Source organism: Photobacterium kasasachensis (genome assembly GCF_050336885.1).
Taxonomy (GTDB): Bacteria; Pseudomonadota; Gammaproteobacteria; order Enterobacterales; family Vibrionaceae; genus Photobacterium; species Photobacterium kasasachensis.
Map to the genome: position 1 here is coordinate 37064 of NZ_JAKJSH010000019.1, position 24930 is coordinate 61993.

The 24930-nt window shown below is 54.5% G+C and carries 21 protein-coding genes; 5 read left to right on the top strand and 16 right to left on the bottom strand.

Annotated features, from left to right (window positions below):
* Positions 1–34: 34 nt before the first annotated feature.
* From prmA to L4D19_RS22995, 3 genes are all read right to left on the bottom strand, one after another.
* A complete protein-coding gene (gene prmA / locus L4D19_RS22985) occupies positions 35–919 on the bottom strand; it encodes a 50S ribosomal protein L11 methyltransferase (protein WP_160656186.1) in 885 nt (294 codons plus the stop codon).
* Between the two features lie 165 nt (positions 920–1084).
* Positions 1085–2545, bottom strand: coding sequence for a sodium/pantothenate symporter (panF, locus tag L4D19_RS22990; RefSeq protein ID WP_428454408.1), 1461 nt, complete (start codon positions 2543–2545; stop codon positions 1085–1087).
* Complete coding sequence (locus L4D19_RS22995) at positions 2538–2819, bottom strand: YhdT family protein (protein ID WP_075768218.1); 282 nt, start codon at positions 2817–2819, stop codon at positions 2538–2540. Before L4D19_RS22995 ends, panF begins: the two co-directional genes overlap by 8 nt.
* A gap of 93 nt (positions 2820–2912) precedes the next feature.
* Here L4D19_RS22995 and L4D19_RS23000 point away from each other — a divergent pair, with 93 nt between their 5' ends.
* Entirely contained in the window at positions 2913–3035 is a 123-nt protein-coding gene (locus L4D19_RS23000; protein ID WP_428454409.1) for a hypothetical protein, read from the top strand.
* On the opposite strand, the gene accC is transcribed toward L4D19_RS23000, so the two are convergent.
* From accC to L4D19_RS23030, 6 genes are all read right to left on the bottom strand, one after another.
* A complete protein-coding gene (gene accC, locus L4D19_RS23005) occupies positions 3027–4370 on the bottom strand; it encodes an acetyl-CoA carboxylase biotin carboxylase subunit (RefSeq protein ID WP_428454410.1) in 1344 nt (447 codons plus the stop codon). The two genes, L4D19_RS23000 and accC, sit on opposite strands and share 9 nt — an antisense overlap.
* Before the next feature lie 12 nt (positions 4371–4382).
* Positions 4383–4844, bottom strand: coding sequence for an acetyl-CoA carboxylase biotin carboxyl carrier protein (gene accB, locus L4D19_RS23010; protein WP_428454411.1), 462 nt, complete (start codon positions 4842–4844; stop codon positions 4383–4385).
* A 25-nt stretch (positions 4845–4869) separates the two neighbouring features.
* Positions 4870–5322 carry a type II 3-dehydroquinate dehydratase gene (gene aroQ, locus L4D19_RS23015; RefSeq protein WP_428454412.1) on the bottom strand — a complete coding sequence of 151 codons (453 nt, stop codon included), beginning with the start codon at positions 5320–5322 and terminating at the stop codon, positions 4870–4872.
* A gap of 448 nt (positions 5323–5770) precedes the next feature.
* Positions 5771–7720, bottom strand: coding sequence for an acetate--CoA ligase (acs, locus tag L4D19_RS23020; RefSeq protein WP_428454413.1), 1950 nt, complete (start codon positions 7718–7720; stop codon positions 5771–5773).
* Positions 7721–7923: 203 nt separating this feature from the next.
* The gene (locus tag L4D19_RS23025; RefSeq protein ID WP_428454414.1) at positions 7924–8547 is read right to left on the bottom strand and encodes a 3'-5' exonuclease; all 624 of its coding nucleotides are present in this window, start codon (positions 8545–8547) and stop codon (positions 7924–7926) included.
* Positions 8548–8612: 65 nt separating this feature from the next.
* Positions 8613–10415, bottom strand: coding sequence for a DUF294 nucleotidyltransferase-like domain-containing protein (locus tag L4D19_RS23030; RefSeq protein WP_428454415.1), 1803 nt, complete (start codon positions 10413–10415; stop codon positions 8613–8615).
* A gap of 214 nt (positions 10416–10629) precedes the next feature.
* On the opposite strand from L4D19_RS23030, the gene L4D19_RS23035 reads away from it, so the two are divergent.
* Positions 10630–11793, top strand: a complete 1164-nt coding sequence (locus L4D19_RS23035; RefSeq protein WP_428454416.1) for a 3-phenylpropionate MFS transporter — start codon at positions 10630–10632, stop codon at positions 11791–11793.
* 123 nt (positions 11794–11916) lie between these two features.
* Complete coding sequence (locus tag L4D19_RS23040) at positions 11917–15366, top strand: hybrid sensor histidine kinase/response regulator (RefSeq protein WP_428454417.1); 3450 nt, start codon at positions 11917–11919, stop codon at positions 15364–15366.
* An 82-nt stretch (positions 15367–15448) separates the two neighbouring features.
* Here the strand turns inward: L4D19_RS23040 and flhA are convergent, their stop codons facing one another.
* Genes flhA through L4D19_RS23075 form a run of 7 tightly spaced genes read right to left on the bottom strand, consistent with a single transcriptional unit; the run spans position 15449 to position 21736 of the window.
* The gene (flhA, locus tag L4D19_RS23045) at positions 15449–17551 is read right to left on the bottom strand and encodes a flagellar biosynthesis protein FlhA (RefSeq protein ID WP_428454418.1); all 2103 of its coding nucleotides are present in this window, start codon (positions 17549–17551) and stop codon (positions 15449–15451) included.
* A 16-nt stretch (positions 17552–17567) separates the two neighbouring features.
* A complete protein-coding gene (flhB, locus tag L4D19_RS23050) occupies positions 17568–18695 on the bottom strand; it encodes a flagellar biosynthesis protein FlhB (RefSeq protein ID WP_428454419.1) in 1128 nt (375 codons plus the stop codon).
* Positions 18695–19471 (bottom strand): flagellar biosynthetic protein FliR, encoded by a 777-nt coding sequence (fliR, locus tag L4D19_RS23055; RefSeq protein WP_428454420.1) that lies wholly within the window; start codon positions 19469–19471, stop codon positions 18695–18697. Before fliR ends, flhB begins: the two co-directional genes overlap by 1 nt.
* A 3-nt stretch (positions 19472–19474) precedes the next feature.
* On the bottom strand, positions 19475–19744 hold the full coding sequence (locus L4D19_RS23060) for a flagellar biosynthetic protein FliQ (RefSeq protein ID WP_160656228.1): 270 nt from the start codon (positions 19742–19744) through the stop codon (positions 19475–19477).
* Between the two features lie 2 nt (positions 19745–19746).
* The gene (gene fliP / locus L4D19_RS23065; RefSeq protein WP_428454421.1) at positions 19747–20475 is read right to left on the bottom strand and encodes a flagellar type III secretion system pore protein FliP; all 729 of its coding nucleotides are present in this window, start codon (positions 20473–20475) and stop codon (positions 19747–19749) included.
* Positions 20475–20831, bottom strand: a complete 357-nt coding sequence (gene fliN / locus L4D19_RS23070) for a flagellar motor switch protein FliN (protein WP_428454422.1) — start codon at positions 20829–20831, stop codon at positions 20475–20477. The genes fliP and fliN overlap by 1 nt, the downstream gene beginning before the upstream one ends.
* An 11-nt stretch (positions 20832–20842) precedes the next feature.
* Complete coding sequence (locus L4D19_RS23075) at positions 20843–21736, bottom strand: flagellar motor switch protein FliM (RefSeq protein ID WP_160656237.1); 894 nt, start codon at positions 21734–21736, stop codon at positions 20843–20845.
* A 750-nt stretch (positions 21737–22486) separates the two neighbouring features.
* On the opposite strand from L4D19_RS23075, the gene L4D19_RS23080 reads away from it, so the two are divergent.
* Positions 22487–23482 (top strand): OmpA family protein, encoded by a 996-nt coding sequence (locus L4D19_RS23080; protein WP_428454423.1) that lies wholly within the window; start codon positions 22487–22489, stop codon positions 23480–23482.
* Positions 23479–24912, top strand: a complete 1434-nt coding sequence (locus tag L4D19_RS23085; RefSeq protein WP_240153055.1) for a sigma-54-dependent transcriptional regulator — start codon at positions 23479–23481, stop codon at positions 24910–24912. Before L4D19_RS23080 ends, L4D19_RS23085 begins: the two co-directional genes overlap by 4 nt.
* Positions 24913–24930 lie beyond the last annotated feature (18 nt).

Here is a 24930-nt window from a genome sequence, read left to right on the forward strand (position 1 = left end):
ATTGCACAGTAAATTTGTCTTGAGTATTCGTCGATTAGGCCTTGCGACCTGCAATACGGCACCATTCCTCGCGGGCGGTGATCGGGTCCAGGTTCAGCTCGTCACTGTAGTAGGAAGCAACGTCTTCCGCCTGGCTTTCCAGTACGCCCGAGATGGCAAGATCGCCGCCGGTTTTCACCAGGCTCTTAATCACAGGCGACAGCTCGCGTAGCGGGCCGGCCAGGATGTTGGCAACGACGACATCGGCCTGGATGCCTTCCGGCTGATCTTTCGGCAGGTACAGCTCCAGCTGGTCGGAAACGCCGTTGCGCTCTGCGTTGTCACGCGAGGCAAGAATAGCCTGCGGGTCAATATCGATACCGATCACTTTGGCCGCACCTAGCTTGATAGCGGCAATTGCCAAGATACCCGAGCCACAGCCGAAGTCGATGACGGTTTTGCCTGTGAGATCCTGGCCGTCGAGCCACTCCAGACACAGAGAGGTGGTCGGGTGGGTACCGGTACCAAAGGCCAGGCCCGGATCCAGCAAGACATTCACGGCATCCGGCTCCGGGGCTTCACGCCAGCTCGGGCAGATCCACAGGCGACGGCCGAAACGCATTGGGTGGAAGTTTTCCATCCACTCACGCTCCCAGTCCTTGTCTTCCAGCTGTTCAACTTTATAGGCGAAGTCTTCGGCAATCAGCGGGCTGTTGTTCAGCATGCTGAGCACGAAATCCATGTCAGCTTCGGCATCATACAAACCAATCACATCGGTATCACCCCAGAGGCGGGTTTCACCGGGTAGCGGCTCGAATACCGGTGTGTCTTGCGCATCGAGGAATGTCACGGACAGGGCGCCAGTTTCTTCCATCAGCATATCGCCAATAGCTTCAGCATTCTCAGCTGTTGCGTTCAGTTTAATTTGAATCCAAGGCATGGGTTAATTCGCTTTAATGTTTGGCTACGGTTCAAGGACGCGGAGTCTAGCATAAAATTTAGTCAGCCCGCATCTACTTCGTCGGTCTGCGGCTGCGTGTCCGGCGGGTTTGAACAAGGAAAAGATAGCACCAAATGGTGCTATCTTGCGGGTAAAGCGTAAGGTTTAGAGCTGATGTTGCGGGCTAGGTGCCGAAACGGGTTTGACCAGGCTGCCGAGCACAAAGGTGACCAGGCTAAGGGCCAGCGTCGGGACGATAGCGTGCATCCCCCCCAGATCCGGCTTGACCAGCGACAGACCGATGTAGCAACCAAGGCCAGTCACCATAGAGGCGAATGCCCCGGTGGCAGACGCTTTTTTCCAGTACAGCCCGAGAACCAGTGGCCACAGGAACACGGCCTGCATACCGCCGAAGGCCAGCAGGTTGAGCCAGATAATCATGTCCGGCGGGTTGGTGGCGGCGACAAAGACCAGGGCCGAGAAAATACCGGTTACCCATAGCGATAGTTTCGGCAGGCGGGACTCGGCTTCCGGCCCCTCGGCGGCTTTGGGGTTGATGTAGTTGAGGTACAGATCCTTGAGCAACGTTGCCGAGGCCTGGATAAGCTGCGAGTCGATGGTCGACATAATCGCGGCCATCGGTCCGGCCAGAAAGACCCCGGCGACGACAGGAGGCAGCACGGTCACCATCAGAGTCGGCATGATCTGATCCGGGGTGGCAATATCGGGCACGATGGCGCGGCCAAGCGCGCCGGCCAGGTGCATGCCCAGCATCAGGAACGCGACCATGGCCGTGCTGATCACCATGCCCTTGTGCAGCGAGCTGCTGTCTTTGTACGACATACAGCGCACCGCGGCGTGCGGCAGGCCGATCACCCCGAAACAGACCAGAACCCAGAAACTGAGCATAAAGGGCTGGGAGAGGAAATTATCCGGCCCAAACGGCGTGACCAGCTCGGGATCGATATGATGCAGCTCGGTCACCAGCTCGCCGATACTGCCACCGGCATGCACAATGCCGACCAGCAGGGCGATGGTACCGATGATCATCATGACGCCCTGAACGGTGTCAGTCATTACTACGGCACGAAAGCCGCCGATAGTGGTATACAGGCCGACCGTCACGGCAAACAGCATCAGGCCGTGAGAATAAGACAGCCCGGTGACGGTTTGCAGCAGGCGGGCTCCGCCGACAAACTGCACCACCATGGTGCCAAAGAAGGCCAGCAGCAGGGCCAGCGAGGCGAAGATAACGACGGCCCGGTTTTTGTAGCGGGCATAGAGAATGTCATTGAGGGTCAGGGCATTGTGGCGGCGTGCCTCGATAGCAAATTTTTTGCCGAGTACCCCTAGCGTGAGCCAGGCGGCAGGCAGCTGGATCATGGCCAGCAAGACCCAGCCCAATCCCATCTTGTAGGCTGCGCCCGGGCCACCGATAAAGGAGCTGGCGCTGGCATAGGTGGCTGCCAGTGTCATGGCCAGCACGAAGCCGCCCATGCTGCGGTTGCCGACCAGATATTCATTGAGGAAGCCCTTGCCGTGCTTGTGGTGTCGGCGGGTAAACAGGGCCAGGCCGAAGACGGCTGCCAAATAGAGGATAAGTGGAATTAGTAGCTGACTATTCATCCGGGGTGTCCTTGTCAAAATCCAGAGACATATCCCGGTAGACGTACTTCACCATCAGGCCACATAGCAGGGTAAAGATCACCGGGCCGATAATGCAGGCCAGCAGGAACCAGAGCGGAAAGCCCCAATACAGCTGCGGTAAGGTCTCGTGTACGTTGCTTGGTGCGAACGCGTAGGCCGAGCAGTACCACCAGAGGAAGTAGGCCAGAGCGAGGCCGATTGCCCATTTGGCTTCCTTATGGGCCTGGCGGTAGCGAGCAGAGAGCGTCTTCATGCCGAAGTCTCCAGTCAATTAGCAACACTACTCAGAAAAGAGGTTGATAATACTGAGAGTGAGCATTGTTCATACAAATAAAGGTGGGGTATTGTGGCAAAAGAAAAGCAGCAGTGCCAGAAAGCAGATCAAATTGGTGCTGGTGGGAATGACGCGGGCATAAAAAGGGCTGCCAGTCTGGCAGCCTTTGTATTATACAGTGAGCAATTACTGTAGACCGAGTTTCTTCTCGAGATAGTGGATGTTGGCGCCACCATGCTGGAAGTTTTCGTCTGCCATAATTTCTTGCTGCAGAGGAATGTTGGTCTTGATACCGTCGATGATTGCTTCACCCAGCGCGTTGCGCATGCGCGAGATCGCCACGTCACGGTTTTCGCCGAAGGCAATCAGCTTGCCAATCATTGAATCGTAGTGTGGTGGTACCGAGTAGCCGGTGTAGATGTGAGATTCCCAACGGATCCCCATACCGCCCGGTGCGTGGAAACGCTCAATCTTACCCGGACATGGCAGGAAGCGCTCTGGATCTTCGGCGTTGATACGACATTCAACAGCATGGCCACGAACCTGGATGTCACTCTGGCTGAACGACAGCGGCTGACCGGCAGCAATACGAAGCTGCTCTTTGATCAGGTCAACGCCGGTAACCATCTCGGTTACTGGGTGCTCTACCTGGATACGGGTGTTCATTTCAATGAAATAGAACTCGCCATTCTCGTACAGGAACTCGAAGGTGCCCGCGCCGCGGTAGTCGATCTCGATACATGCACGCGTACAGCGCTCGCCGATGTACTTACGCATCTCTTCGGTGATACCCGGTGCCGGTGCCTCTTCCACCACTTTCTGGTGGCGACGCTGCATAGAACAGTCACGCTCTCCCAGGTGGATAGCGTTGCCCTGGCCGTCAGCCAGAACCTGGACTTCGATATGACGAGGGTTTTCTAGGAATTTCTCCATATAAACCATGTCATTGTTGAAACACGCTTTGGCTTCGGCACGGGTCATGGCAATCGCTTCGGATAGCTCGGCTTCGGTGCGTACGACACGCATACCACGACCGCCGCCGCCACCTGATGCCTTGATGATCACCGGGTAGCCGATGCGCTTGGCAAAAGACTTGTTCTTGATGGCATCATCATCCAGAGGACCATCAGAGCCTGGTACACAAGGAACCCCGGCTTTTTTCATCGCAGTGATTGCTGATACTTTGTCACCCATCATGCGGATAGTTTCCGCTTTCGGGCCAACGAAGATAAAGCCGGAACGCTCAACCTGCTCGGCAAAGTCAGCATTTTCAGATAGGAAACCGTATCCCGGGTGGATAGCCACTGCACCGGTGATTTCAGCTGCACTGATAATACGTGGAATATTCAGGTAGCTGTCGGTGCCTTTTGCCGGACCGATACAGATAGACTCGTCAGCAAGAAGAACGTGCTTCAGATCGCGGTCAGCTGTGGAGTGAACCGCAACGGTTTTGATCCCTAGCTCTTTACACGCACGTAGTATACGTAACGCAATTTCGCCTCGGTTGGCGATAACTAATTTATCTAACATAGGGTGCCCCGGTTACTCGATGATAACTAGCGGCTGGTCGAACTCGATCGCGTCGCCGTCTTCAGCCAGAATAGCAACCACAGTACCCGCCTTGTCAGCTTCGATTTGGTTCATCATCTTCATTGCTTCAACGATACATAGCGTATCGCCGACATTGACGCTCTGACCGACTTCAACAAATGTTTTTGCTTCAGGGCTAGGGGCGCGGTAGAAAGTACCTACCATTGGAGAAAGAACCTGGTGGCCAGCAGGTGCCGCTGGTGCCGCAGGCGCTTCGGCTACTGCAGGAGCGGCTGCCGGTGCGGCAACAGGTGCAGCTGGTGCTGCGGCAACAACTTGAGCTGGCGCGGCAACAGTGGCTACTGGAGAGTTACGGCTGATGCGTACAGACTCTTCGCCTTCAGAAATCTCAAGCTCCGAGATACCAGACTCTTCTACCAGTTCGATTAGCTTCTTGATCTTACGAATATCCATTTATCTTTCTCTTTATGTTGTTCATTTAGCTGTCTGAATGCAGGCGTCGAACTGCTGCATTCAGGGCGAATTCATATCCGTCCGGGCCGAGACCACAAATTACCCCGACTGCCTTATCGGACAGGTAGGAATGGTGGCGGAACGGCTCTCGGGCATGGACGTTAGACAGATGCACTTCAATAAACGGGATCTGGACCCCGAGCAGGGCATCGCGGATCGCTACGCTGGTGTGCGTGAAAGCGGCCGGGTTGATAATGATAAAGTCCACCGTGCCGTGGGCATTATGGATAGCATCAATCAACTCATGCTCGGCGTTAGATTGAATGTGGTCTAGCTCTACGCCCAGTTCGGTTGCTTTGGCAGTTAAACTCGTAACGATTTGAGCCAGTGCCTGCTGGCCGTAGTGGCCGGGCTCTCTGAGACCTAATAAGTTCAGGTTAGGTCCATTGATAAGTAAAATTCGTTGAACGGTCGACATCTTGACGTTATATCACTTGTTTTTTGAGGTTTTACTCTAACAACGTGCAGGTAACTGCAACCTTGCTTCCCGTGTATCTCAATTCTGCTGCCAAAACATGCTTGGTGAGCAATTATAGTGAATTCAACGCAAATCGCAGCAAAATACTGGTCTAATCACCACAATTTTATGTGGACACGTGTACGCTGTATTCTTGAGATTGTTGAATTAGACGGCAGTTTGTTCGCAGAGTTCAGCCCGGTGCATCTAAGTTGTGGCGGAGTCCACGCTTTTGGTTGCAGACTTGTTTCATTTATCACATTCCTGAATACCGACGTGGAGAGTGATAGGGATTGGATGCCAGGTAGTGTAGCTGGCTTGGCAGTATAAGCTAGTTATCTGGCTGGAAATTTTGACATTTGACGAGAAAACCGCCCGAAGGCGGTTTTCTCATGTTGTCGAGGAAAGATTAGAGGACTTTTTGCTTCTCGGCGATAAGTTTGTCGACCACGCTCGGATCGGCCAGGGTCGAGGTATCCCCCAGGGTGCCGGTGTCGCCGGTGGCGATCTTGCGCAGAATACGTCGCATAATCTTGCCGGAGCGGGTTTTCGGCAGGGCATCGGTCCAGTGGAGGAAGTCCGGTGTGGCAATCGGGCCGATTTCCTTGCGTACCCATTCCTTTACTTCTTTGTGTAGCTCGGCGCTTGGTACTTCGCCGTTGTTGAGGGTGATGTAGGCATAAATGGCCTGGCCCTTGATGTCATGCGGTACGCCGACGATGGCGGCTTCGGCAATCTTGTCGAAGGCCACCAGGGCTGATTCGATTTCTGCGGTGCCCATCCGGTGGCCGGAGATATTCAGCACATCATCGACACGCCCTGTGATCCAGTAGTAACCGTCTTCGTCACGACGGGCACCGTCACCGGTGAAGTACATTCCCTGGAAGGTGGAGAAATAGGTCTGTTCGAAGCGGTCATGGTCGCCCCACAGCGTGCGCATCTGGCCCGGCCACGAATCAATCATCACCAGGTTGCCTTCGGTTGCCCCCTCAAGGATGTTGCCCATGTTATCGACGATGGCAGGCTGGACACCGAAGAAAGGTCGGGTTGCCGATCCCGGTTTAAGCTCGGTCGCTCCCGGTAATGGGGTAATAAGGATCCCGCCGGTTTCGGTTTGCCACCAGGTATCGACAATCGGACAGCGGCTGTCGCCGATGGTGCGGTGATACCATTCCCAGGCTTCCGGGTTGATCGGCTCACCGACCGATCCCATGATACGCAGCGATGAACGGTGGGTGCCTTCAATGGCCTGGTTGCCTTTGGCCATCAGGGCACGGATTGCCGTCGGCGCGGTATAGAGGATGTTGACGTTGTGCTTGTCGACCACTTCGCTCATACGGCTGGTGGACGGATAGTTCGGCACGCCTTCAAATAGCAGGGTGGTTGCGCCGTTGGCCAGCGGCCCGTATACCAAATAGCTATGACCGGTGATCCAGCCGACATCAGCCGTACACCAGTAAACATCGCCTTCCTGATAGTCGAAGACATACTTGAAGGTCATTGTCGCATAGACCAGATAGCCACCGGTGGTATGCAGCACGCCTTTCGGTTTGCCGGTCGAGCCTGAGGTATAAAGGATGAACAATGGATCTTCGGCGTTCATTTCTTCCGGTTCGCAGTTCGCCGAGGCAACGGCTGTCGCGTCGTGCCACCACACATCGCGGGTGTCATTCCACTCGACTTCGCCGCCGGTACGCTTGAGTACTAATACCTTTTCAACAGTGGTCACGTCGTCATTGGCCAGCGCGTCATCGACATTTTTCTTTAGCGGCACGGCACGGCCGCCACGGACACCCTCATCAGCCGTCACGACGACCTTGGCGTTGGAATCAATAATACGCCCGGCCAGTGCCTCCGGCGAGAAACCGCCAAAGACGATAGTGTGGACGGCACCGATACGGGTACAGGCCAGCATGGCAATAGCAGCTTCGGCTACCATCGGCATGTAGAGGCAGACAACGTCGCCCTTGCGCACGCCCTGGCTCTTCAGGGCATTGGAAAACTTACAGACTTCCTCGTACAACTCGTTGTAGGTCAGGGTGGCATCGTCAGACGGGTCATCGCCTTCCCAGATAATCGCGGCCTGGTCACCGCGGGTTGCCAGATGGCGGTCGAGGCAGTTGGCGGACACGTTCAGGGTTCCGTCTTCAAACCATTTGACACTGACATGGCCGGTGTCAAAGGAGGTGTTCTTGACCTGGGAAAAAGGCTTAATCCAGTCAACAATCTGGCCGTGTTCACGCCAGAAGCCAGCCGGGTTGATCACCGACTGCTGATACATTTCACGGTATTGCTCGTCAGTCACATGGGCGTTAGCAGCAATATCCTTGTGTACTGGATATATATGAACCTCACTCATCCTATTCTCCTTGTGTTCCGTCAATGTCCGTACCGGACCGGATTATTTTTTTCATTTTGTAATTACTAACTTGTGACAGATCGCAGCTAGCCACAATTAGACTTTAGGATGAGAGTTGGGAAATTATTGTGGCAAGGTATAAGTTACATAACGTTTGCATTAAAAACCTTGCACCGCGCAAGGTGTTGGCGGGCGTTTTGGGATCAGGCGGAACGCAGGGTCGGGATGTCGCCATGCTTGAGCCGGACATAAATCAGGGCGGCAGTAATGGCATCCTGCAGCGCATCATGACGATCCGTGACCGGCAGATCCAGGTGGCGGCTGATGGCTTCCAGGCTGAGGTCGTAATAGGCATTGGGCAGCAGCCGTTCGAGCCTTTCATGATAGAGGTGGCTGACCTCGACCATTTTGTTGGGCAGGGAGAAGTCGAACAGGCGCTGGTAGTAGCGGTCGAGGATCGTTTTATCATAGCGGATATGGTAGCCGACCAGAGGCCGGTTGCCGATGAACTCCAACAGCGTAACGAGCGCCTGGCGTTCTTCGAGCCCTTCCTGAAGGTCCTGGTGGCGAATCCGGTGGATGGCGATTGAATCGGCATCGAGGCTGACCGGTGCGCGCAGGGTCAGGTGAATCGACTGGCTGGTGAGGATCCGGTTGGCCTTGATTCGGGTGGCGGCAATGGTGACTAGCTCGGCACTGTGGGGATCCAGGCTGGTGGTCTCGCAGTCCAGCGAGACCAGTTCATCGCCCAGATAGTTCTCGAACAGTGCCTGATAGGGACTGGCCTTGAGTTTATGTTGGTACCACCAGCGTCGTAAAATATTCATACTGTGTTCGAGTGCCACGGCGTTAGTTTCTAGGTCATAGATTCTAGCGTCTTGGCGCTCGCTCCTTAGTCTCTGATCTGATAGTGATAGCCCAGCCACTCTTTGAATTTCTTGACCACGTGAAGGCTGTGGCGAAGCAGGTCGCGCTCGGCGCGGCTGAGATAGCTGATATTGAGGTGTTGCTGCAGCCCGTTGGCCTGATGGTCGAGCTGCTGCCTGAGGCGAAGCTTGATAAATAGCTTTAGCGCCTCGCTCAGGTTCGAGGCGGTGGAGGGCTCCAGTACCTTGTGTTGTTCCAGTTGGCTCAGGCGCAGGAAGGTATTGTTGTCTTCGATGTTGTGCTCCAGTGCCAGGGCCCGAATACCGTGAACAATCGGGAAAATACCGCCGCGTTTGATATCCAGCCCTTCCTTGCCGGCCTTCAGTTTGCCAAACAGCGTTAGCGGAACGCTGAACTTCAGTGCTGGGCGGGTGAAGGTAGCCAGTAGCAGCTCCTGATCGGCCAGCTGCCGGTGGAGATGGGTTTGCAGGGGCTCGAGCAGGGCACGGTTGCCGGCAACCGCGTGGCTGTCGGCCAATATAGCCAGGTCCATCATGGTGGCTTCGGTGCCGGCCTTGGCAAGCTCGCTGATAGTATGTAACCACTCACTTTGATGCCTGACCCACTTGGGGTTGTTGACCATCACCTTGCCGGGACAGAGCGGGTAGCCGAGCTGGTGCAGGGTATGGGTCAGTTGCTCCATGACCTGCGGGCACTCCGGCCAGTCGACGCCGTCCTGGATGATCAGTGCATTGTCCTGATCGGTTTTCAGCACTTGCTCACCGCGACCCTCTGAGCCCATGACCATAAAACAGCAGCGGCCATGCATATGCTCTGGCACTACCAGCCTGAACGCTTTCTCGATGATTTGCTCGTTGACCGTGGCGATAAGCTCCATCACAAACAGGGTGTGGATCCCGTTGTTAAACAGGGTTTCGACCAGCCGGTGCTGGCTGCCGGCTGCCATGGCCAGTTCCTCGATGGTTTCTGCCCGGGCAATGCGCAGGGTCAGGACATGCGAGTGGGTCGAGAACAGGCTGAGCACCTGGGTGAGATCCAGCATACCGGTCACCTGATTGCCATCAAGCACCTGGACCCGTTTCACCTTGTTGCGGGTCATGGCCAGCATGGCATTGAACAGGAAGTCGCCTTTGTTGACGCTGATAACCGGTGTTGTTGCTATCTGGCTGACCGGTGTCGTGGCTGGCAGATTGTCCAGCATCACGGCATGAAGCAGGTTGGTTCGGGTCACGATACCGTATTGCGGCTGTGGGTTGAGTTCGACCAGGGCGGCATCCATGCCTTTGCTGCGCATTTGCTCCGTCACCGATTTGAGATCGGTATCGCAGGGCACAATCATGCAGGGCTGGATGTTGTCGTCACTGACCTTGGTAAGGATAAACTCGGCCAGGTTTTGCTGTTTCTGGGCTTCATCCAGCAACTGCTGGCGCCGAGCGAGGTTGCCGTCGAAGTAGGCCGCAAACTGATCGCAGGAACGGTAAAGATCGACAAAAATGGACCTGGGAAGCAAATAGCACAGGGTGTCTTCCAGTGCCGTGTAGCGGTGGCGGCTGTGATGTTCGAGCTGCGAGCGAACATCAAACATATCGTCGCCGGTATAGTGGGCGAAGATTTCCTTGCCGTCTGCCGATGTTTCTTCCACGCTGCCCTTGATGATGATGTAGAGCTGGGAGCATGGCTCCTCGGCATCAATGATGATGTCCCCGGCCCGGTAATAGGCAACATCCAGGGCCTCTGTCAGCAGGCTTTGCTGCTCGTTGCTGAGGCGGTCAAAGGGGGGCAGTGAGGTATCAAACTTATCAGGCATGGCAACCATCCGACTAATTGGGTGCAGCGCACACAGGAAAATGGGTTTGGCATTGATGCAATCAGTGTCGCCCAGGATAGGAGATGGCTCCAGACGACTTTAGTCTAGAGTGGGAAAAGAGGAAGTAAAATTGTCTGATAATTTCATTGGGAGACGGTAGCGAATTCGGCATAATGGCCAACCGTTATACTTATCTCTGCATATAGGACTTGGCATGTTTCGTAGTAGCCCCTATGGATGGACCTCGCAATACCTGCTTGGTTTTTTCTTTAATTATGGTGTGTACCTCCCTTTTTGGGCGTTGTGGCTTGCGCATTTGGAGGTGAGCGCCTCGAATATAGGGCTGTTGCTGGGGTTGGGTTTTGGCGTGCGTTGTCTGGCCAACCTGGTGATCACCCCGCGGATCCATAAGGCAGAGCATTTGATCCCGGCACTTCGCTGGCTGGCACTGGCTGCTTTGATAAGCTGCGTCGTGTATATCTATTGTGGTGGTAGTTTGTGGGCACTTACTATAGTCACAATCATCTATAACATGCTGGTCGGGCCGATCGTGCCGCTGTCTGATGCATTGGCTAACCACTATGCCAAAGACGGCCATTTAGACTATGGTCGTACCCGGCTATGGGGCTCCATCGCCTTTATCGCCGGCTCAACGGTCGTGGGCCTGCTGGCGGCGGAATATAGCCCTGATGTGATCCCTTGGGTAGCCGCGGCGGGTCTGGTGGCGGCATTGGTGCTATCGATGCGTCAGCCGACAGTGTTGCCTGTTTCGGAAGACGGCCATGATCAGGCTCGTCCTGCCTTGATGGCGCTGATGCGTGATAGCCAGGTTGTCCGTTTTCTTGGCGCGGTTGCCTTGCTACAGGGCAGTCATGCGGCCTATTACAGTTTTAGTGCGATTTACTGGAAAGAAGTCGGCTACAGCGAAGCGGTCATTGGATACCTCTGGAGTTTCAGTGTGGTTGCCGAAGTCGCTGTCTTTGCCCTGAGCAAGCGTATATTTGCCGGCTGGAGTATCTCGGCCATGTTCCGCCTTGCGGCATTGGGCGTGTTGTTGCGCTGGGGAGTGACTGCCAGCATGACCGAACTGCCTGTCTTGGTGATGGCGCAGGCGCTGCACGGTGTTACTTTTGCGGCCTGCCACCTGGCAACGATTCGCTATATTCAGCAAGCCAAGAGCAACCAGATGGTGGCGTTGCAGGCACTGTATAATGCGCTGCCGATGGGGGCCTTCATGGCTATGATGACGGCCCTGAGCGGTTGGTTGTACGGGATCTGGGGCGCGGATCTGTTCTGGCTGATGGCTGTGATGGGGGCGCCGGTACTGCTGATGAAGATTGAAACCCAGCCACGGTCGCGTTATGTGACCAATAGCTAGTCGAAAGTGATTGATTTTGGCCGGAAAGGGACGTTTCGGCCAAAGCTGTGATCGTCTTGATTGAGTCAATGGGTGTGAATTCGTTACCATGGGCTTACATCTTTTTTACAATCAGGACGTATCATGGCACAGGGATGGATTGTCGTGCCGGTCTCGCTGGCATATCTCGGGCTGCTCTTTTTTATCGCCTGGTATGGCGATAAAAGGCCGCAATGGCTGGCAGGCTGGCGGGCATGGATTTATAGCCTTTCAATTGCGGTCTACTGTACCTCTTGGACCTTCTATGGCACGGTCGGACAGGCCAGCCAGGATATCTGGTCATTCTTGCCTATCTACCTTGCGCCGATTGTGGTTTTCACCTTTGGCTGGCGCATTCTTGCCCGGCTGATCTTAATTGCCAAGCGCGAGCATATTACCTCCATTGCCGACTTTATCGCTGCCCGTTACGGAAAATCCCAGGGGCTGGCCGTTCTGGTGACGATCATTGCGGTGATCGGGATTTTGCCGTATATCGCCTTGCAGCTTCGCGGCATTACCATGGGGCTGGAGCAAATTGCGCCGGATCTGGGCCAGCAGAGCGGAGTCGATGATGCCGACATTGCCTGGATGGTAACGCTGGCACTGGCGGTGTTTACCGTTCTGTTCGGCACCCGGCACATCGATACCACCGAGCACCACCGTGGGATGATGATGGCCGTGGCGTTCGAGTCAATCGTTAAGCTGGTGGCTTTTCTGGTGGTGGGGGTTTTTGCTGTAGGGTTATTGTTCGAGCTGCCCGATCTGCAGGCTGTAAGACAGGAATATCTGCAGCCGAGCACGCCGAATATCGGTAGCCTGCTGATCCATACCATCCTTACCATGGCGGCGATAATTTGTTTGCCGCGCCAGTTTCATACCATTGTGGTGGAGAATAGCCGGGCGCAGGACCTGCACATGGCCCGTTGGGTTTTTCCGATTTATCTGCTGCTGATGGGGCTGTTTGTGGTGCCGCTGGCGTTGGCCGGCCAGTCGCTGCTGCCGCACATTTCTGCCGATACTTATGTCATCAACCTGCCGCTGCAGCAGGGAGTAGAGAGTATTGCGCTGCTGGCGTTTTTGGGCGGGACATCGGCGGCGACAGGTATGGTCATCGTCTCGACCATTGCCCTGGCCATCATGGTCTCCAACGACTTGGTTCTTCCGCTGCTGTTGCGGCGACTGCGGGTATCCGGCCGCAATTTCAACGCCTTCTCCGGCATGCTGCTCAATATTCGGCGCGCATTGATCCTGCTGCTACTCATGGCCGCCTGGGGATTCCATCAGGTTCTGGATGAAATTCAGTCACTGTCCGGTATCGGGCTATTGTCTTTTGCGGCCATTGCCCAGTTTGCACCGGCTTTGCTGGGGGGAATTTACTGGCGTGAGGGCAACCGTAACGGTGTGTATGCGGGTTTGCTGGGCGGCTCGGCGGTATGGGTGATCACCATGATGGGCCAGACCAATATGCTGGCCGGTGATGCCGAAACCAACTTACTGCTGTGGTTGCTTACTCCGCCGCAATGGCCGGTACTGCACCAGCTATCGGCCGTTGACTGGGGCATGTTGCTCAGTGTTGTTGTGAACATTTCTTTGTATTTTTCGGTATCGATGCTGACCCGGACATCGCTGACCGAGCGAATGCAGGCAGCCACTTTTGTCGGCGCGCCGTTGCCTGAGTCGGATAATGGCAGCCTGTACCAGGCCCGGGTAACCGTGGCCGAGCTTGAGATGCTGGCTGCCCGCTTTGTCGGGCGCAAGCGGGTGCGACTTGCCTTCAGGCAGTTCGCCGATCAGCACCAGGCTGATTTGCTGCCCCAGCAGCAGGCAACGGCACCGCTGATCCGCCATACCGAGCGGGTGCTGGCCGGGGTGTTCGGGGCCTCCTCGGCGCGTCTGGTTCTGACCTCTGCCCTTCAGGGGCGCAATATGCAGCTGGAAGAGGTGGCAACCATTGTTGATGAAGCCTCCGAGCTGTTTGATTTCAGCCGTGGTTTGCTGCAGGGAGCGATTGAGCACATCAGCCAGGGAATAACGGTGGTGGACAAGCAGCTAAGGCTGGTGGCCTGGAACCAGCGCTATCTGGAAATGTTTACTTTTCCGCCGGGGTTGATCCAAGTCGGTCGTCCCATTGCGGATGTGATTCGCCACAACGCCCAGCTGGGGCTGTGTGGCCCCGGCGATCCGGAGGCGCATGTCGCCAAGCGTGTCGAACACCTCAAGCGGGGCACTGCCCATACCTCATCACGGATCAGGCCGGATGGCCAGGTTATCGAGGTACAGGGCAATCCGATGCCCGGTGGCGGGTTTGTGATGAGCTTTACCGATATCACCGCGTTCCGGCAAGCGGAGCTGGCGTTGAAAGAGGCCAACGAAAACCTTGAAGAACGGGTGAGGCTGCGTACCCAGGAGCTGGAGCAGCTGAACCGCCAGTTGGTTTCTGCCACGCAGCAGGCTGAACAGCAGGCCCACTCGAAAGGGCGCTTTCTGGCCGCGGTCAGCCACGACCTTATGCAACCGCTGAATGCCGCGCGGTTGTTTTCGTCGTCTCTGACAGAAGTGGCCAAAGAAGAGGAAACCACCAAGCTTGCCCACCATATCGAGAGTGCGCTGGGAGCGGCGGAGGACTTAATTGGTGATCTGCTGGATGTCTCCCGTCTGGAAGCGGGCAAGCTGCAGGTCAATGTGCATCCGTTTCTGGTTAGTGATGTGTTCAGTACACTCAGTGCAGAGTTTGGCGCCTTGGCGCAGCAGCAGGGGATCCGCTTTGAGGTGGTCAACAGCAATGCGGTGATTGTTTCCGATCCTAAGTTGCTGCGCCGGGCGTTGCAGAACTTTCTGACCAATGCCTTTCGCTATAATCCGAACGGCAAGGTGGTGCTGGGGGCGCGAAGGAAGCAAGGGCAATTGACGATCGAGGTCTGGGACAACGGTCCGGGGATCCCGAAAGAGAAGCAGGCCCATATTTTTGATGAATTTACCCGTATTGAGCGAAGCGGAGTCGATCATGGCCTTGGCCTCGGTCTGGCGATTGCACGCGGGATCAGCCGGGTTCTGGATCATCAGCTGTCATTGCGATCCTGGCCCGGCCAGGGAACGGTCTTCGGGCTCGATGTCCGCCGTGGCGAGCTTGCCCGCCGGGTGGAAAAGGCGATTCCTGTCGAGGAGAAAACCGCACCGCTGGCGGGTATCAAAGTGCTTTGTGTCGACAATGAGCCGGACATTCTGCTGGGGATGGAAACCTTGCTGGCCCGCTGGGGATGCGATGTCCGACTGGCCGAGACCGTGGCGGGTGCCATGCAGCAGATTGATGATGACTGGCAGCCAGACTTCGTACTGAGCGACTATCACCTGGCCAACGAGCAAACAGGCTTGCAGGTGCTGCAGCAGTGCAGCCTGCGACTGGGCAAAACGTTCCGAGGCGCGGTTATCAGTGCCGACCGGACGGCAGAAACCCAGCAGGTGATCCGTGGTCATGGTTTCAGTTTTATTAGCAAGCCGGTGAAACCGCTGAAGCTGAGGGCGTTATTAAACCAACATGTACGGGAGTTAGGTTAATGGGGATTTGAAGGGAGCACGCCAGCAGGTGCTGGCGTGTTTCTTGTTTCTGAATAACGAGCTATCGACCGGGGCAAATGGGCTAGCCCATATTGCCAACCACCGACACGTTCTTGTCATCCGGAATTTCATTGAAAGACAATACATGCAGGCCACGGGCGCATACCCGGGCATAGCGTGCAAGCAGCGGACGTAGTTGCGGCAGGACCAGCAGGATTGGGCTGTGGCCGTGAAGTCGCATATTGTCCAGGACTTCAGGCAGGCTGCGTTGGAGCTTTTCGATGACAGTCGGCTCCAGGGCAAAGCCGTCAAGCTGAACGTGTCCGCCTGACTGCGCTTGACTGAGCGCGCCCAGCAGGATGTTTTCCAGCTCGCCGGACAGGGTGACTGCCGGGACATCGGCGCGCATGCCGATCAGGCTGCCGAGAACCACCCGGCGCAAGACGCAGCGGACATCGGCAGCCAGTAGGATCGGGTCCTGCGACAGTTCTGCCGATTCGACCAGCGAATTGGCAATCGTCACGATATCGGCCAGCGATACGCCGTCGATTGTCAGCTGGCGAAACACCCGTAGTAGCTGCTGCGGGTTGAGTTTCTGCTGCAAGTCATCAGCCAGCTTGCTGTTCAGGCTGGCCAGCCGTTCTATGACTCCCGAGACTTCTTCCGGGCTCAGGATATCGTCGATATGGTCGTTGATCACCTTGCTGACATGGGTCGAGATGATGGTGGCGTGGTCGACAACGGTATAGCCGAGATTGACGGCCTTGTCTTTTTCGGTCGGCATAATCCACAGCGCTTCCATGCCATAGGCCGGATCTTTGGTGATGATGCCGTCGACATTACCGTAAACCTGCCCCGGATTAATCGCCAGCAGACGATCGGCCTCAAGCTCGGCCTCAACGATAGTCGCGCCCCGGACGGCAATCTTGTATTGGCTGGCCTCGAGCGCCAGATCATCTTTGACATGGATCTGCGGGATCACAAACCCGCGCTGTTCGGTCAGGGTCTTGCGGATCCCTATCAGCCGGCTGAGCAGCTCGGCACCCTGGCGGCGGTCGATCAGGTTGACCAGCCGGAAACCGACATTCAGGCTCAGTGCATGAACCAGAGGAATATCACCGGCAGCCAGCTCCTTGTTCTCTGGCTGGTCATGCTGTTCGACAATCTCCTCGGCCCGGGCCAGGTCCTCGTCATCGACTTCTGTCGTGTCAATATTGCGCATCCGCCAGCCGGCAAGGCCGATCACGGCGGCAAAACACAGGAAGGCCAGATGCGGCATACCCGGGATCAGGCCAAGTATCAGCATAATGCCGGACACGACAAACATAATGACTGGTGACGCCAGCATCTGTTTGCCGATTTGCTTTGACAGGTCGTTGCTGTCGGCAACTCGGGTCACAATAATCGCTGCGGCCGTCGCCAGTAGCAGTGACGGGATCTGGGCAACCAGACCATCACCGATAGTCAGCAGGGCATAGGTTTCAAAGGCTTCGGAAAACGACAGGCCGTACTGGAATACCCCGATGCTGATCCCGCCGATGATGTTGATAAACAGGATCAGCATCCCGGCAATCGCATCACCGCGGACAAATTTTGAGGCACCGTCCATCGAACCGTAGAAGTCGGCTTCCTGGGCGACGTCCTCACGGCGGCGTTTGGCCTGGTTGTGATCGATAATACCGGCATTCAGGTCGGCATCGATGGCCATCTGCTTACCCGGCATGGCATCAAGGGTAAAGCGGGCACTTACTTCCGAGATACGCTCGCCACCTTTGGTGACAACCACGAAGTTAATGATCATCAGGATCACGAACACCACCATACCGACGACGTAGTTGCCGCCGATCACTACATCACCAAATGCCTGAATGACCTTACCGGCCGATTCGCCCCCTTCATGGCCGTTGAGCAGCACCACCCGGGTCGAGGCGACATTCAGCATCAGGCGGAGCAGGGTTGCTACCAGCAGGATGCTCGGGAATACCGAGAAATCAAGCGGCCGTTTGCTATAGACACTGACCAGCATTACCAGCAGGGCCAGAACGATGTTGAAGGTAAACAGCATATCCAGCACGAACGGCGGGATAGGCAGGATCACCATCGCCAGTATCGTCATCAGGAGCAGCGGGATCCCCAGTTGCCCTTTGGCTAGTAGCTGTATTAACGGGGTGAGTTTTTGTTTCATTTCAGCTCAGATCCGGTTAGCGACGCAATTCCTTGGGAATTGAGACTTGTGGGAATTCAGGTTTATGGGACTGGCGTCCCTGTTTGTATTGCTCCATCTGGAACACAAAGGTCAGCACATGGGCAACGGCAACGTACAACGGGGCAGGGATTTCCTGCCATTCGTTGGTGGAGTAATAAACGGCTCGTGTGAGGGCCGGTATTTCGACAATCGGGCGTTCGTGTTGGCGCGCGATCTGCTGCATCTGCAGGGCTAGCTGATCAACCCCTTTGGCGAGGACAAAGGGAGCACCTGCCTTGTCCAGATCGTATTTCAGGGCAATGGCGTAGTGGGTCGGGTTGGTGATCACCACGTCGGCCTGCGGGACGGTTTTCATCATCTGGCGCTGGGACATCTGGCGCTGCAGCTGGCGGATTTTCGCCTTGACCTCAGGTTTACCCTCGCTGTTCTTGTGTTCTTCCTTGACCTCTTGCTTGGTCATCTTGAGCTGTTTGGTATACTCCCAGCCAGCATACGGCATTTCTAGAACGGCAATCAGCAACAGGGCGAGGCCAAAGCTGAACAGGCCCTGCCACAGTAAGTCGACGGTTTGCAGAATTGCTTCGGTGAGTGGCAGGCGCTGGAGCATGGCTATCTGGGTCAGGTTGTTGCTCAGCATCAGGTACAGGGTGGCACTGATCAAGGTGACTTTAAGAATACTTTTGATCAGTTCGGCCAGCGACTTGGTCGAAAACATCCGCTTGATTCCCGATAACGGATTCAGCTTGGAAAGCTTCGGCTGGGCAGCCTTGCCCGAGACGTTCCAGCCACCTCGAACGATATTGGCAAGTATGGTGATAAGCACCAGTAGCCCGAGCATCGGCGCGACGGCCAGCAGCATGGATTTGAGGCTGATACCGAGATGCTTGAGCATGTACTCGGGCTCGAAGGCGGCACTTTTCGGCAGCTTCATATTCAGGGTGGTGATCACCTGAAACATTTCAGCCAGTGCGCCCGAGAAGGCATTGAGCAGCAGGGCGGCTCCGAGCGTCATCAGTGCGGTGACCAGCTCTTTCGAACGCGGAAGGTTACCTTCCTCCCTGGCTTTTCGCAGTTTCTGTTCACTGGGCTGTTCCGTTTTGTCCTGGCTGCTGTTGTCACTCATTAGCGACTCGCCTCCAGATCAGCCATCATCTGCAGTGTTTCGCTGCAAAGACGGGTAAAGTTCTCCGGAATACCGGACGTGGTGATAAGCAGGCACATCATGCCGAGCAGCATGGTCATCGGGAAACCCAGTGCAAAAACGTTGAGCTGCGGCGCGGCGCGGTTCATCATGCCGAAGGCACCGTTCACCAGTAGCATCGCGCATACCGCGGGCAGTGCCAGCAAGAAGGCCGCGGCAATCATCCAGCCCAGGCGCATGATCACGCTATACAGCGCATCCTGGCTCGGCATCTCGCCCACCGGCCAGACGTCAAAGCTTTGCACCACTACATCAAGGGCGACCAAATGGCCATCGAGGGCGAGAAATAGCAGCAGGGTGTAAAACTGGTAGTACTTACCAAGGGTCGGAATACTGACGCCGTTTACCGGATCGTTGCTCATGGCCATACCGAGGCCCATTTGCATCGACAGGATTTGCCCCATGGTGGTGAATACTGCAAACAGCAGCTCGAGCATCAATCCCATGATGCCGCCGATCACCATTTGCTGGGCACCGAACAGCAGGGCATCGAGCGAGAAGGGGTCGATGCTGGGCATCGACGGCATCAGCGGTGCCGCCAGCATACTGAGCATCAGCGCCAGCCCGATCCGGATTTGGGTCGGGATTGCCGTGCCGCCAAAAATCGGCATCACCAGCATCGCGGCGCTGAGGCGAAAAAAAGGCCACCAGATCTGTCCTAGCCAGGCGGTCAGTTGGGCTGCTGAGATATCAAGCATGGGTTAGCCGATCAGGTGCGGAATATCGAGGAACAGGCGATTGAACAAGTCCCCCAGGGTCCGCAGCAGCCAAGGGCCGGCAAAGCCCAGCATGGCAAACGTCATCAGCAGGCGAGGCAAAAAGCTCAGTGTCTGTTCGTTAATCTGGGTCGCGGCCTGAAAGATACTCACGACCAGCCCGACCAGCAAACTGGGGACAATCATGACACAGACCATACTGACGATGATCAGCAGCGCTTCACCAAAAAACGAGGCGATAAATTCAGTACCCATATCTATCCAAAGCTCGCACTGAGTGTGCCGACGGTCATCGACCAGCCGTCGACCATAACGAATACCATCAATTTGAACGGCAGCGAAATAATGAGCGGCGACAGCATCATCATCCCCATCGCCATCAGTACGCTGGCCACCACAATATCGATGATAAGAAACGGAATGAACAGCATGAATCCGATTTGGAAGGCCGTCTTCAGCTCACTGAGAATGAAGGCGGGCATCACAATCAGGAAATCCAGCTCGTCCATATTCTGCGGTGTCGGTTCATTGGCAATGCGCAAAATCTGCTCGAGATCGGTCTCGCGGGTCTGCTGCAACATAAACTGACGCAGGGGCTTTTCTGCGGTGTGGAAGGCATCGACCATGGTCAGCTCGCCGCTCTGGTAGGGAACTACGGCATTGTCGTAGATGTCATAGAGCACCGGGCGCATGATAAACAGAGACAGTGTCAGGGCGATACCGACCAGAACCCGGTTCGGCGGGCTTTGTTGCAAGCCCATTGCCTGGCGCAAAATGCCCAATACGATGATGATCCGGGTAAAGCTGGTCACCATCAACAGCATGGCCGGCAGAAAGGCCAGTGCCGTCATTAACAGGAATATTTGCAGCTTGACGCTGTATTCTTCCGGGCCGTCCGGGCCGTTGATAGTCAGCAGCGACAGATCCTGTGCCAGCGACGGAAAGCTAAGCAGCAGGAGCGCCAGCAGTAGCCCGAACTTACGCATTATTTGGTTAGCCCTTTTAACATGTCGTTGTCGTCGACAACATTGACCAGACGCAGGCCATATTTGTTGTTGACGATCACCACTTCTGCGTGGCCGAGTAAGGTGCCGTTGACTTTGACATCCATGGCCTCGCCGCTGAGCTTGTCCAGCTCGATGACGGTGCCGAGTGAAACATTCATCAAATCGCCAACCATCAGTTCGGTACTGGCGACTTCAAGCGTCAGGTTGACCGGGATATTGCGGATAAACGACATATCCTTGGCAGCTGATGCTGTGCCGGGTATCGGATCCTGGCCCAGGCTACCCAAGTCCAGTTCATCAAGGTCAATATTCAGGTCATTGGTTTGTTCAGACATGGTCGTTCCTGTTACTGTTTAATAACATCTTGAACTTGAAGTACAAGACTGGCGTTGTTTTCTGCAATTCGGGCGGTAAATAGCGGCGTTTTGCCTGCTCGGACCGTCACCTCGCCCGGGAGCTCGACAGGGATAACATCGCCCTGTTTCAGATCCATAACATCACCCAGAGACAGGCGACGCTCGCACAGGGTGGTCATCAGACGCATCGGTGCTTGGCACAGCTTGGCCTGAATGCGGGCCTGGAGTTCGGGATCAGTTTCCACATCTGTCGGCTTGCACTGCTGCTCCCGGAGAAAATCCAGACCGGCAAAAGGCAAGGCAATGTCAAACCAGCCCTGATGGCCGCAGACATCGATGGTAAATCGGCACACCTGGTAGAGCTGGTTATTTTGAATTGGGTTGCCGAGACGCAGGGTGTTTTTTTCGGTCAGCTGGCTGTTCCAGCTGGTAATGCTGTGCCAGCCGTTGGCAAACTGTTCCAGTGCCAGGTTGAAAAAACGTTCAACCAGGCGTAACTCGGTATCACTCATGTCACTGTGGCGTCTGACATTGTTGCCGCTACCGCCAAAAAACAGATCGACCATAAAAAACAGCAGATCCCCGTCGATAGAGACGGCACCGTGCAAATCGTGCGGGCTCACGGTGAACTCGCGATACAGGCTGGGTTTCTGTAGTTGCTGTAGGTAATCCTGCAGTTTCAGCGTATCTTGCTGCTCAAAGCGAAATTCAACCGGGTGGCGCAACAGGTGATGGAATGACTGGCGAGCCGAACGTTCGAACTGTTTGCAGACATTATCAATAATGGCTTGCAAGGCACCTATGCGGTGTTCAGGGCTTGCGAGATCAAAAGCACGAACTTCAACCTGGTCAAGTTCTGAGATTATTTTGCTCTTTTTCGTCATAACCTTAGGCAACCAATGGGTTTCATTAAACGTAACAGTACGTTGAATATGCTTATTAAAAAAATAAAGCGTCGCTTGAATATGAAAACACCGTTGTCATTTATCTTAATAAATAATAAACGCTGTTTCTTTATCTTTGATTTTATTTCAAATCAACATTTAACCTTTAGTCGCACTTTAATTAAACGTTGTTTATTAGAATGCTGGAATCAGGGTCACAAGAATAAATATTAATACTTATGCTCGATTATTAAAGCTTATTAACAAAAGGGTAAATATCACCCTTGCTGTATATAATTTAAGCACCAATTGAAAGCATATTTTTGATCTTGTTTTTTTTAGCTCTCAATCGTGTTGTTTTTAATCAATAATCTGTATTTACCTGTTCTATTATTGACTACAATGTTAATTAGCATGTCAATTTCAATCGCGGGAGACTACCGTTTGAGCAATAGGTTTGTCAAACGAATATAACAGTTACCAGCTATGTCAAAAAAACATCGCCATATTTTTTTTGTATTCATTATATTGACAGTTGACATATTATTCTTAATGTTTTCTTATTCACACAAAAAATATATTAAAGTAATTGCTCTTAAGTGTTAAAGTGATTATCAATCTATTGCATTTGGATTTTGCGATTTTATCCATCCCCAGGTGCTTTCGATGGTGTCTTTCTGCCTTTGCGTTATTTCATACGCGCCATTCACCACTTAGCAGCATTTTGTTGCATTAAGTGTAAGTGGTTTAGTGCTTGATTGGGTGTTCGATTTTGCCTTTAAGGTGATGAAATTCCTCTTGAATGAGGAGGTTTTCACCTGTTTGTGTTGTCATATATTTACCGCGGATATGTTATTTCTAGGCTCTTTGATGGTTAGACAAAGCAGTTTTATTCTATTGTTACTATTGGCATCCTTCTCGGTTTATAGCCAGGAAAATGTAAAAGTATCTGCATTGGACAATAGCCGATGGGCTTTCTCAGGTGATAATACTTTGTGCTCAATTGAGCATGAAATAAAAGGCTTTGGAATAGCTAAGTTAATAGCTGAAGCTGGAGAAGAATTGCGCCTTGAGCTTAAGTCTAATGAGATAACAAACCTAACAGTACTGCACTCTGTGTATGAGATCTCTCCGGTCTGGAAATCAAAAAATGCCAAGTTTATTGATTCTCTCGGGGATGCTAATAACTCTAATGCTACAGGTGAAATTATTGTTAATAAAGCCGATGCGATTTTTGAACGTCTGAAAAGTGGCTCTTGGATAAAAGTGATTATTAACACTGGTCGTCAATTAAATGACGAGATTGTTTTATCCAATATTAATTTTGAGGCCCCTGCCGAAGCGTTTGTGGCCTGTCGCAACAGCTTAATACCCGTCAACTATCAGCAGATAAGGAATAATGTCTTTTATTTCGATTCAGGCTCATCGGATGTGTCAAAAAACAGTCATCGGACACTGATGGGGATCGCTGAGTTTGTCAGTGCGACGCAGTCGATTAGCAAGATTCTGGTTGATGGCTACTCAGATAGCCAGGGCCGTACAGGCGTGAAGTTGCGCATGTCCAGAGAGCGAGCAGAAGAGGTGGCTTCTCTGCTCATTGAGTATGGTATCCCTCGCTCTATGCTTCAAATCCGCTCCCACGGTGACCGTTATCCTGTCGAGGATAACGCCGAGGCGGCAGGGCGGCAAAAGAATCGCCGGGTAAGCGTCCGTTTAATTAAGAAATCAGTGGTAGGCCGATCATGAAAAAGAACTGGCAAGTTTTGATGTTCCACCCTTACCACCCTGTCCAGGAACAGGTACTGGTAGAGGGGGAGGCTGTTGGGTATCAGTTGACCCAGACCTCCAGCATGGCTGACTGCCTGCACCTATTGTCGCTACAGCAATGGGACCTGCTGCTGCTACCGACCTGCCTGGTGGACGGCACCGAGGCGGCCGACCTGATGAAGCTGGTTCAGCCGCGATACCAGGGGGCTATCGTGGTGCTCTCGGAGCTGCAGCATGCCGCACAGGTTACACGTGCCCTGCAGCAGGGCGCGACAGACTACTTGTTGATCCCGTTTGGACACATGCATCTTGGACAGCTTGTCCAGCGCCTGGTTCAGCCACAGCAGAAGAAGCTACCGATTGTGGCCGAGTCACACCAGAGCAAGCAGATGTTCCAGCTGGCCCAGCGGGTGGCGCAGACAGATGCCTCCGTGCTGATCAACGGCGAGAGTGGGACCGGCAAAGAGGTATTGGCGCGTTTTATCCATGAATCCTCTCCCCGTTCGGCAGGCCCGTTTGTGGCAATCAACTGCGCCGCGATCCCGGAGACGATGATCGAATCCATTTTGTTTGGTCATACCAAGGGGGCGTTTACCGGTGCGACGTCAGCCCAGCCCGGCAAGCTGGAGGTGGCCAATGGCGGTACCCTGCTGCTGGATGAAATCGGCGAGTTGCCGTTGACGCTGCAGACCAAGCTGCTGCGGGTGTTGCAGGAGCGCGAAGTCGAGCGCCTGGGAAGCCACCAGAAGATTAAGCTCGATATCCGGGTACTGGCAGCCACCAATCGTGATCTTGAACAAGCTGTTGCCGAGGGACGTTTCCGTGCCGATCTCTACTATCGGCTGAATGTGTTTCCTTTGCACTGCGCCACGCTGAAAGAGCGTAAGGATGACATCGTGCCACTGGCTAGCTATCTGATGATGCGTTATATGCCGAATGCCCAGACGACCATTGAATTTACCCCTGAAGCCCAGGATGCCCTGCGCCACTATGATTGGCCAGGCAATGTCCGCGAACTTGAAAACGTGATTCAGCGGGCGCTGGTGATGAGCCGGGGCTGCCTGATCCGGGCTGAAGACTTAATGCTGCCTACTCAGCTGGCAAACAAAGAGTCGGCGTTATCGCCTTCGCCAGAGACATGTTCAGCCTTGGTCAGCCCGCGCAAGCCAAGCGAGAGGCTGTCGAAGCCGAGCTTGCAGAAAAGCCGCAAGCTGGCCGAGTTCGACACCATTATCGAAACGCTGCGCCGCTTTAACGGCCACCGGAGCAAAACGGCCGAAGAGCTGGGTGTCTCGACCCGTGCCCTGCGGTACAAGATTCAGACGATGCGCGAGCAGGGACTGGATATCGACCAGATCCTAACCGGGCAAAATTCAGATTTTACTGTCGCCAATACTAACTATTCCTAACCGACTCTACACGAGAGC

What these genes read in the sequence shown, in the direction of transcription:
- prmA (WP_160656186.1), bottom strand. Translation starts at nt 919, where the DNA reads ATGCCTTGGATTCAAATTAAACTGAACGCAACAGCTGAGAATGCTGAA.
- panF (WP_428454408.1), bottom strand. Translation starts at nt 2,545, where the DNA reads ATGAATAGTCAGCTACTAATTCCACTTATCCTCTATTTGGCAGCCGTC.
- L4D19_RS22995 (WP_075768218.1), bottom strand. Translation starts at nt 2,819, where the DNA reads ATGAAGACGCTCTCTGCTCGCTACCGCCAGGCCCATAAGGAAGCCAAA.
- accC (WP_428454410.1), bottom strand. Translation starts at nt 4,370, where the DNA reads ATGTTAGATAAATTAGTTATCGCCAACCGAGGCGAAATTGCGTTACGT.
- accB (WP_428454411.1), bottom strand. Translation starts at nt 4,844, where the DNA reads ATGGATATTCGTAAGATCAAGAAGCTAATCGAACTGGTAGAAGAGTCT.
- aroQ (WP_428454412.1), bottom strand. Translation starts at nt 5,322, where the DNA reads ATGTCGACCGTTCAACGAATTTTACTTATCAATGGACCTAACCTGAAC.
- acs (WP_428454413.1), bottom strand. Translation starts at nt 7,720, where the DNA reads ATGAGTGAGGTTCATATATATCCAGTACACAAGGATATTGCTGCTAAC.
- L4D19_RS23025 (WP_428454414.1), bottom strand. Translation starts at nt 8,547, where the DNA reads ATGAATATTTTACGACGCTGGTGGTACCAACATAAACTCAAGGCCAGT.
- L4D19_RS23030 (WP_428454415.1), bottom strand. Translation starts at nt 10,415, where the DNA reads ATGCCTGATAAGTTTGATACCTCACTGCCCCCCTTTGACCGCCTCAGC.
- L4D19_RS23035 (WP_428454416.1), top strand. Translation starts at nt 10,630, where the DNA reads ATGTTTCGTAGTAGCCCCTATGGATGGACCTCGCAATACCTGCTTGGT.
- L4D19_RS23040 (WP_428454417.1), top strand. Translation starts at nt 11,917, where the DNA reads ATGGCACAGGGATGGATTGTCGTGCCGGTCTCGCTGGCATATCTCGGG.
- flhA (WP_428454418.1), bottom strand. Translation starts at nt 17,551, where the DNA reads ATGAAACAAAAACTCACCCCGTTAATACAGCTACTAGCCAAAGGGCAA.
- flhB (WP_428454419.1), bottom strand. Translation starts at nt 18,695, where the DNA reads ATGAGTGACAACAGCAGCCAGGACAAAACGGAACAGCCCAGTGAACAG.
- fliR (WP_428454420.1), bottom strand. Translation starts at nt 19,471, where the DNA reads ATGCTTGATATCTCAGCAGCCCAACTGACCGCCTGGCTAGGACAGATC.
- L4D19_RS23060 (WP_160656228.1), bottom strand. Translation starts at nt 19,744, where the DNA reads ATGGGTACTGAATTTATCGCCTCGTTTTTTGGTGAAGCGCTGCTGATC.
- fliP (WP_428454421.1), bottom strand. Translation starts at nt 20,475, where the DNA reads ATGCGTAAGTTCGGGCTACTGCTGGCGCTCCTGCTGCTTAGCTTTCCG.
- fliN (WP_428454422.1), bottom strand. Translation starts at nt 20,831, where the DNA reads ATGTCTGAACAAACCAATGACCTGAATATTGACCTTGATGAACTGGAC.
- L4D19_RS23075 (WP_160656237.1), bottom strand. Translation starts at nt 21,736, where the DNA reads ATGACGAAAAAGAGCAAAATAATCTCAGAACTTGACCAGGTTGAAGTT.
- L4D19_RS23085 (WP_240153055.1), top strand. Translation starts at nt 23,479, where the DNA reads ATGAAAAAGAACTGGCAAGTTTTGATGTTCCACCCTTACCACCCTGTC.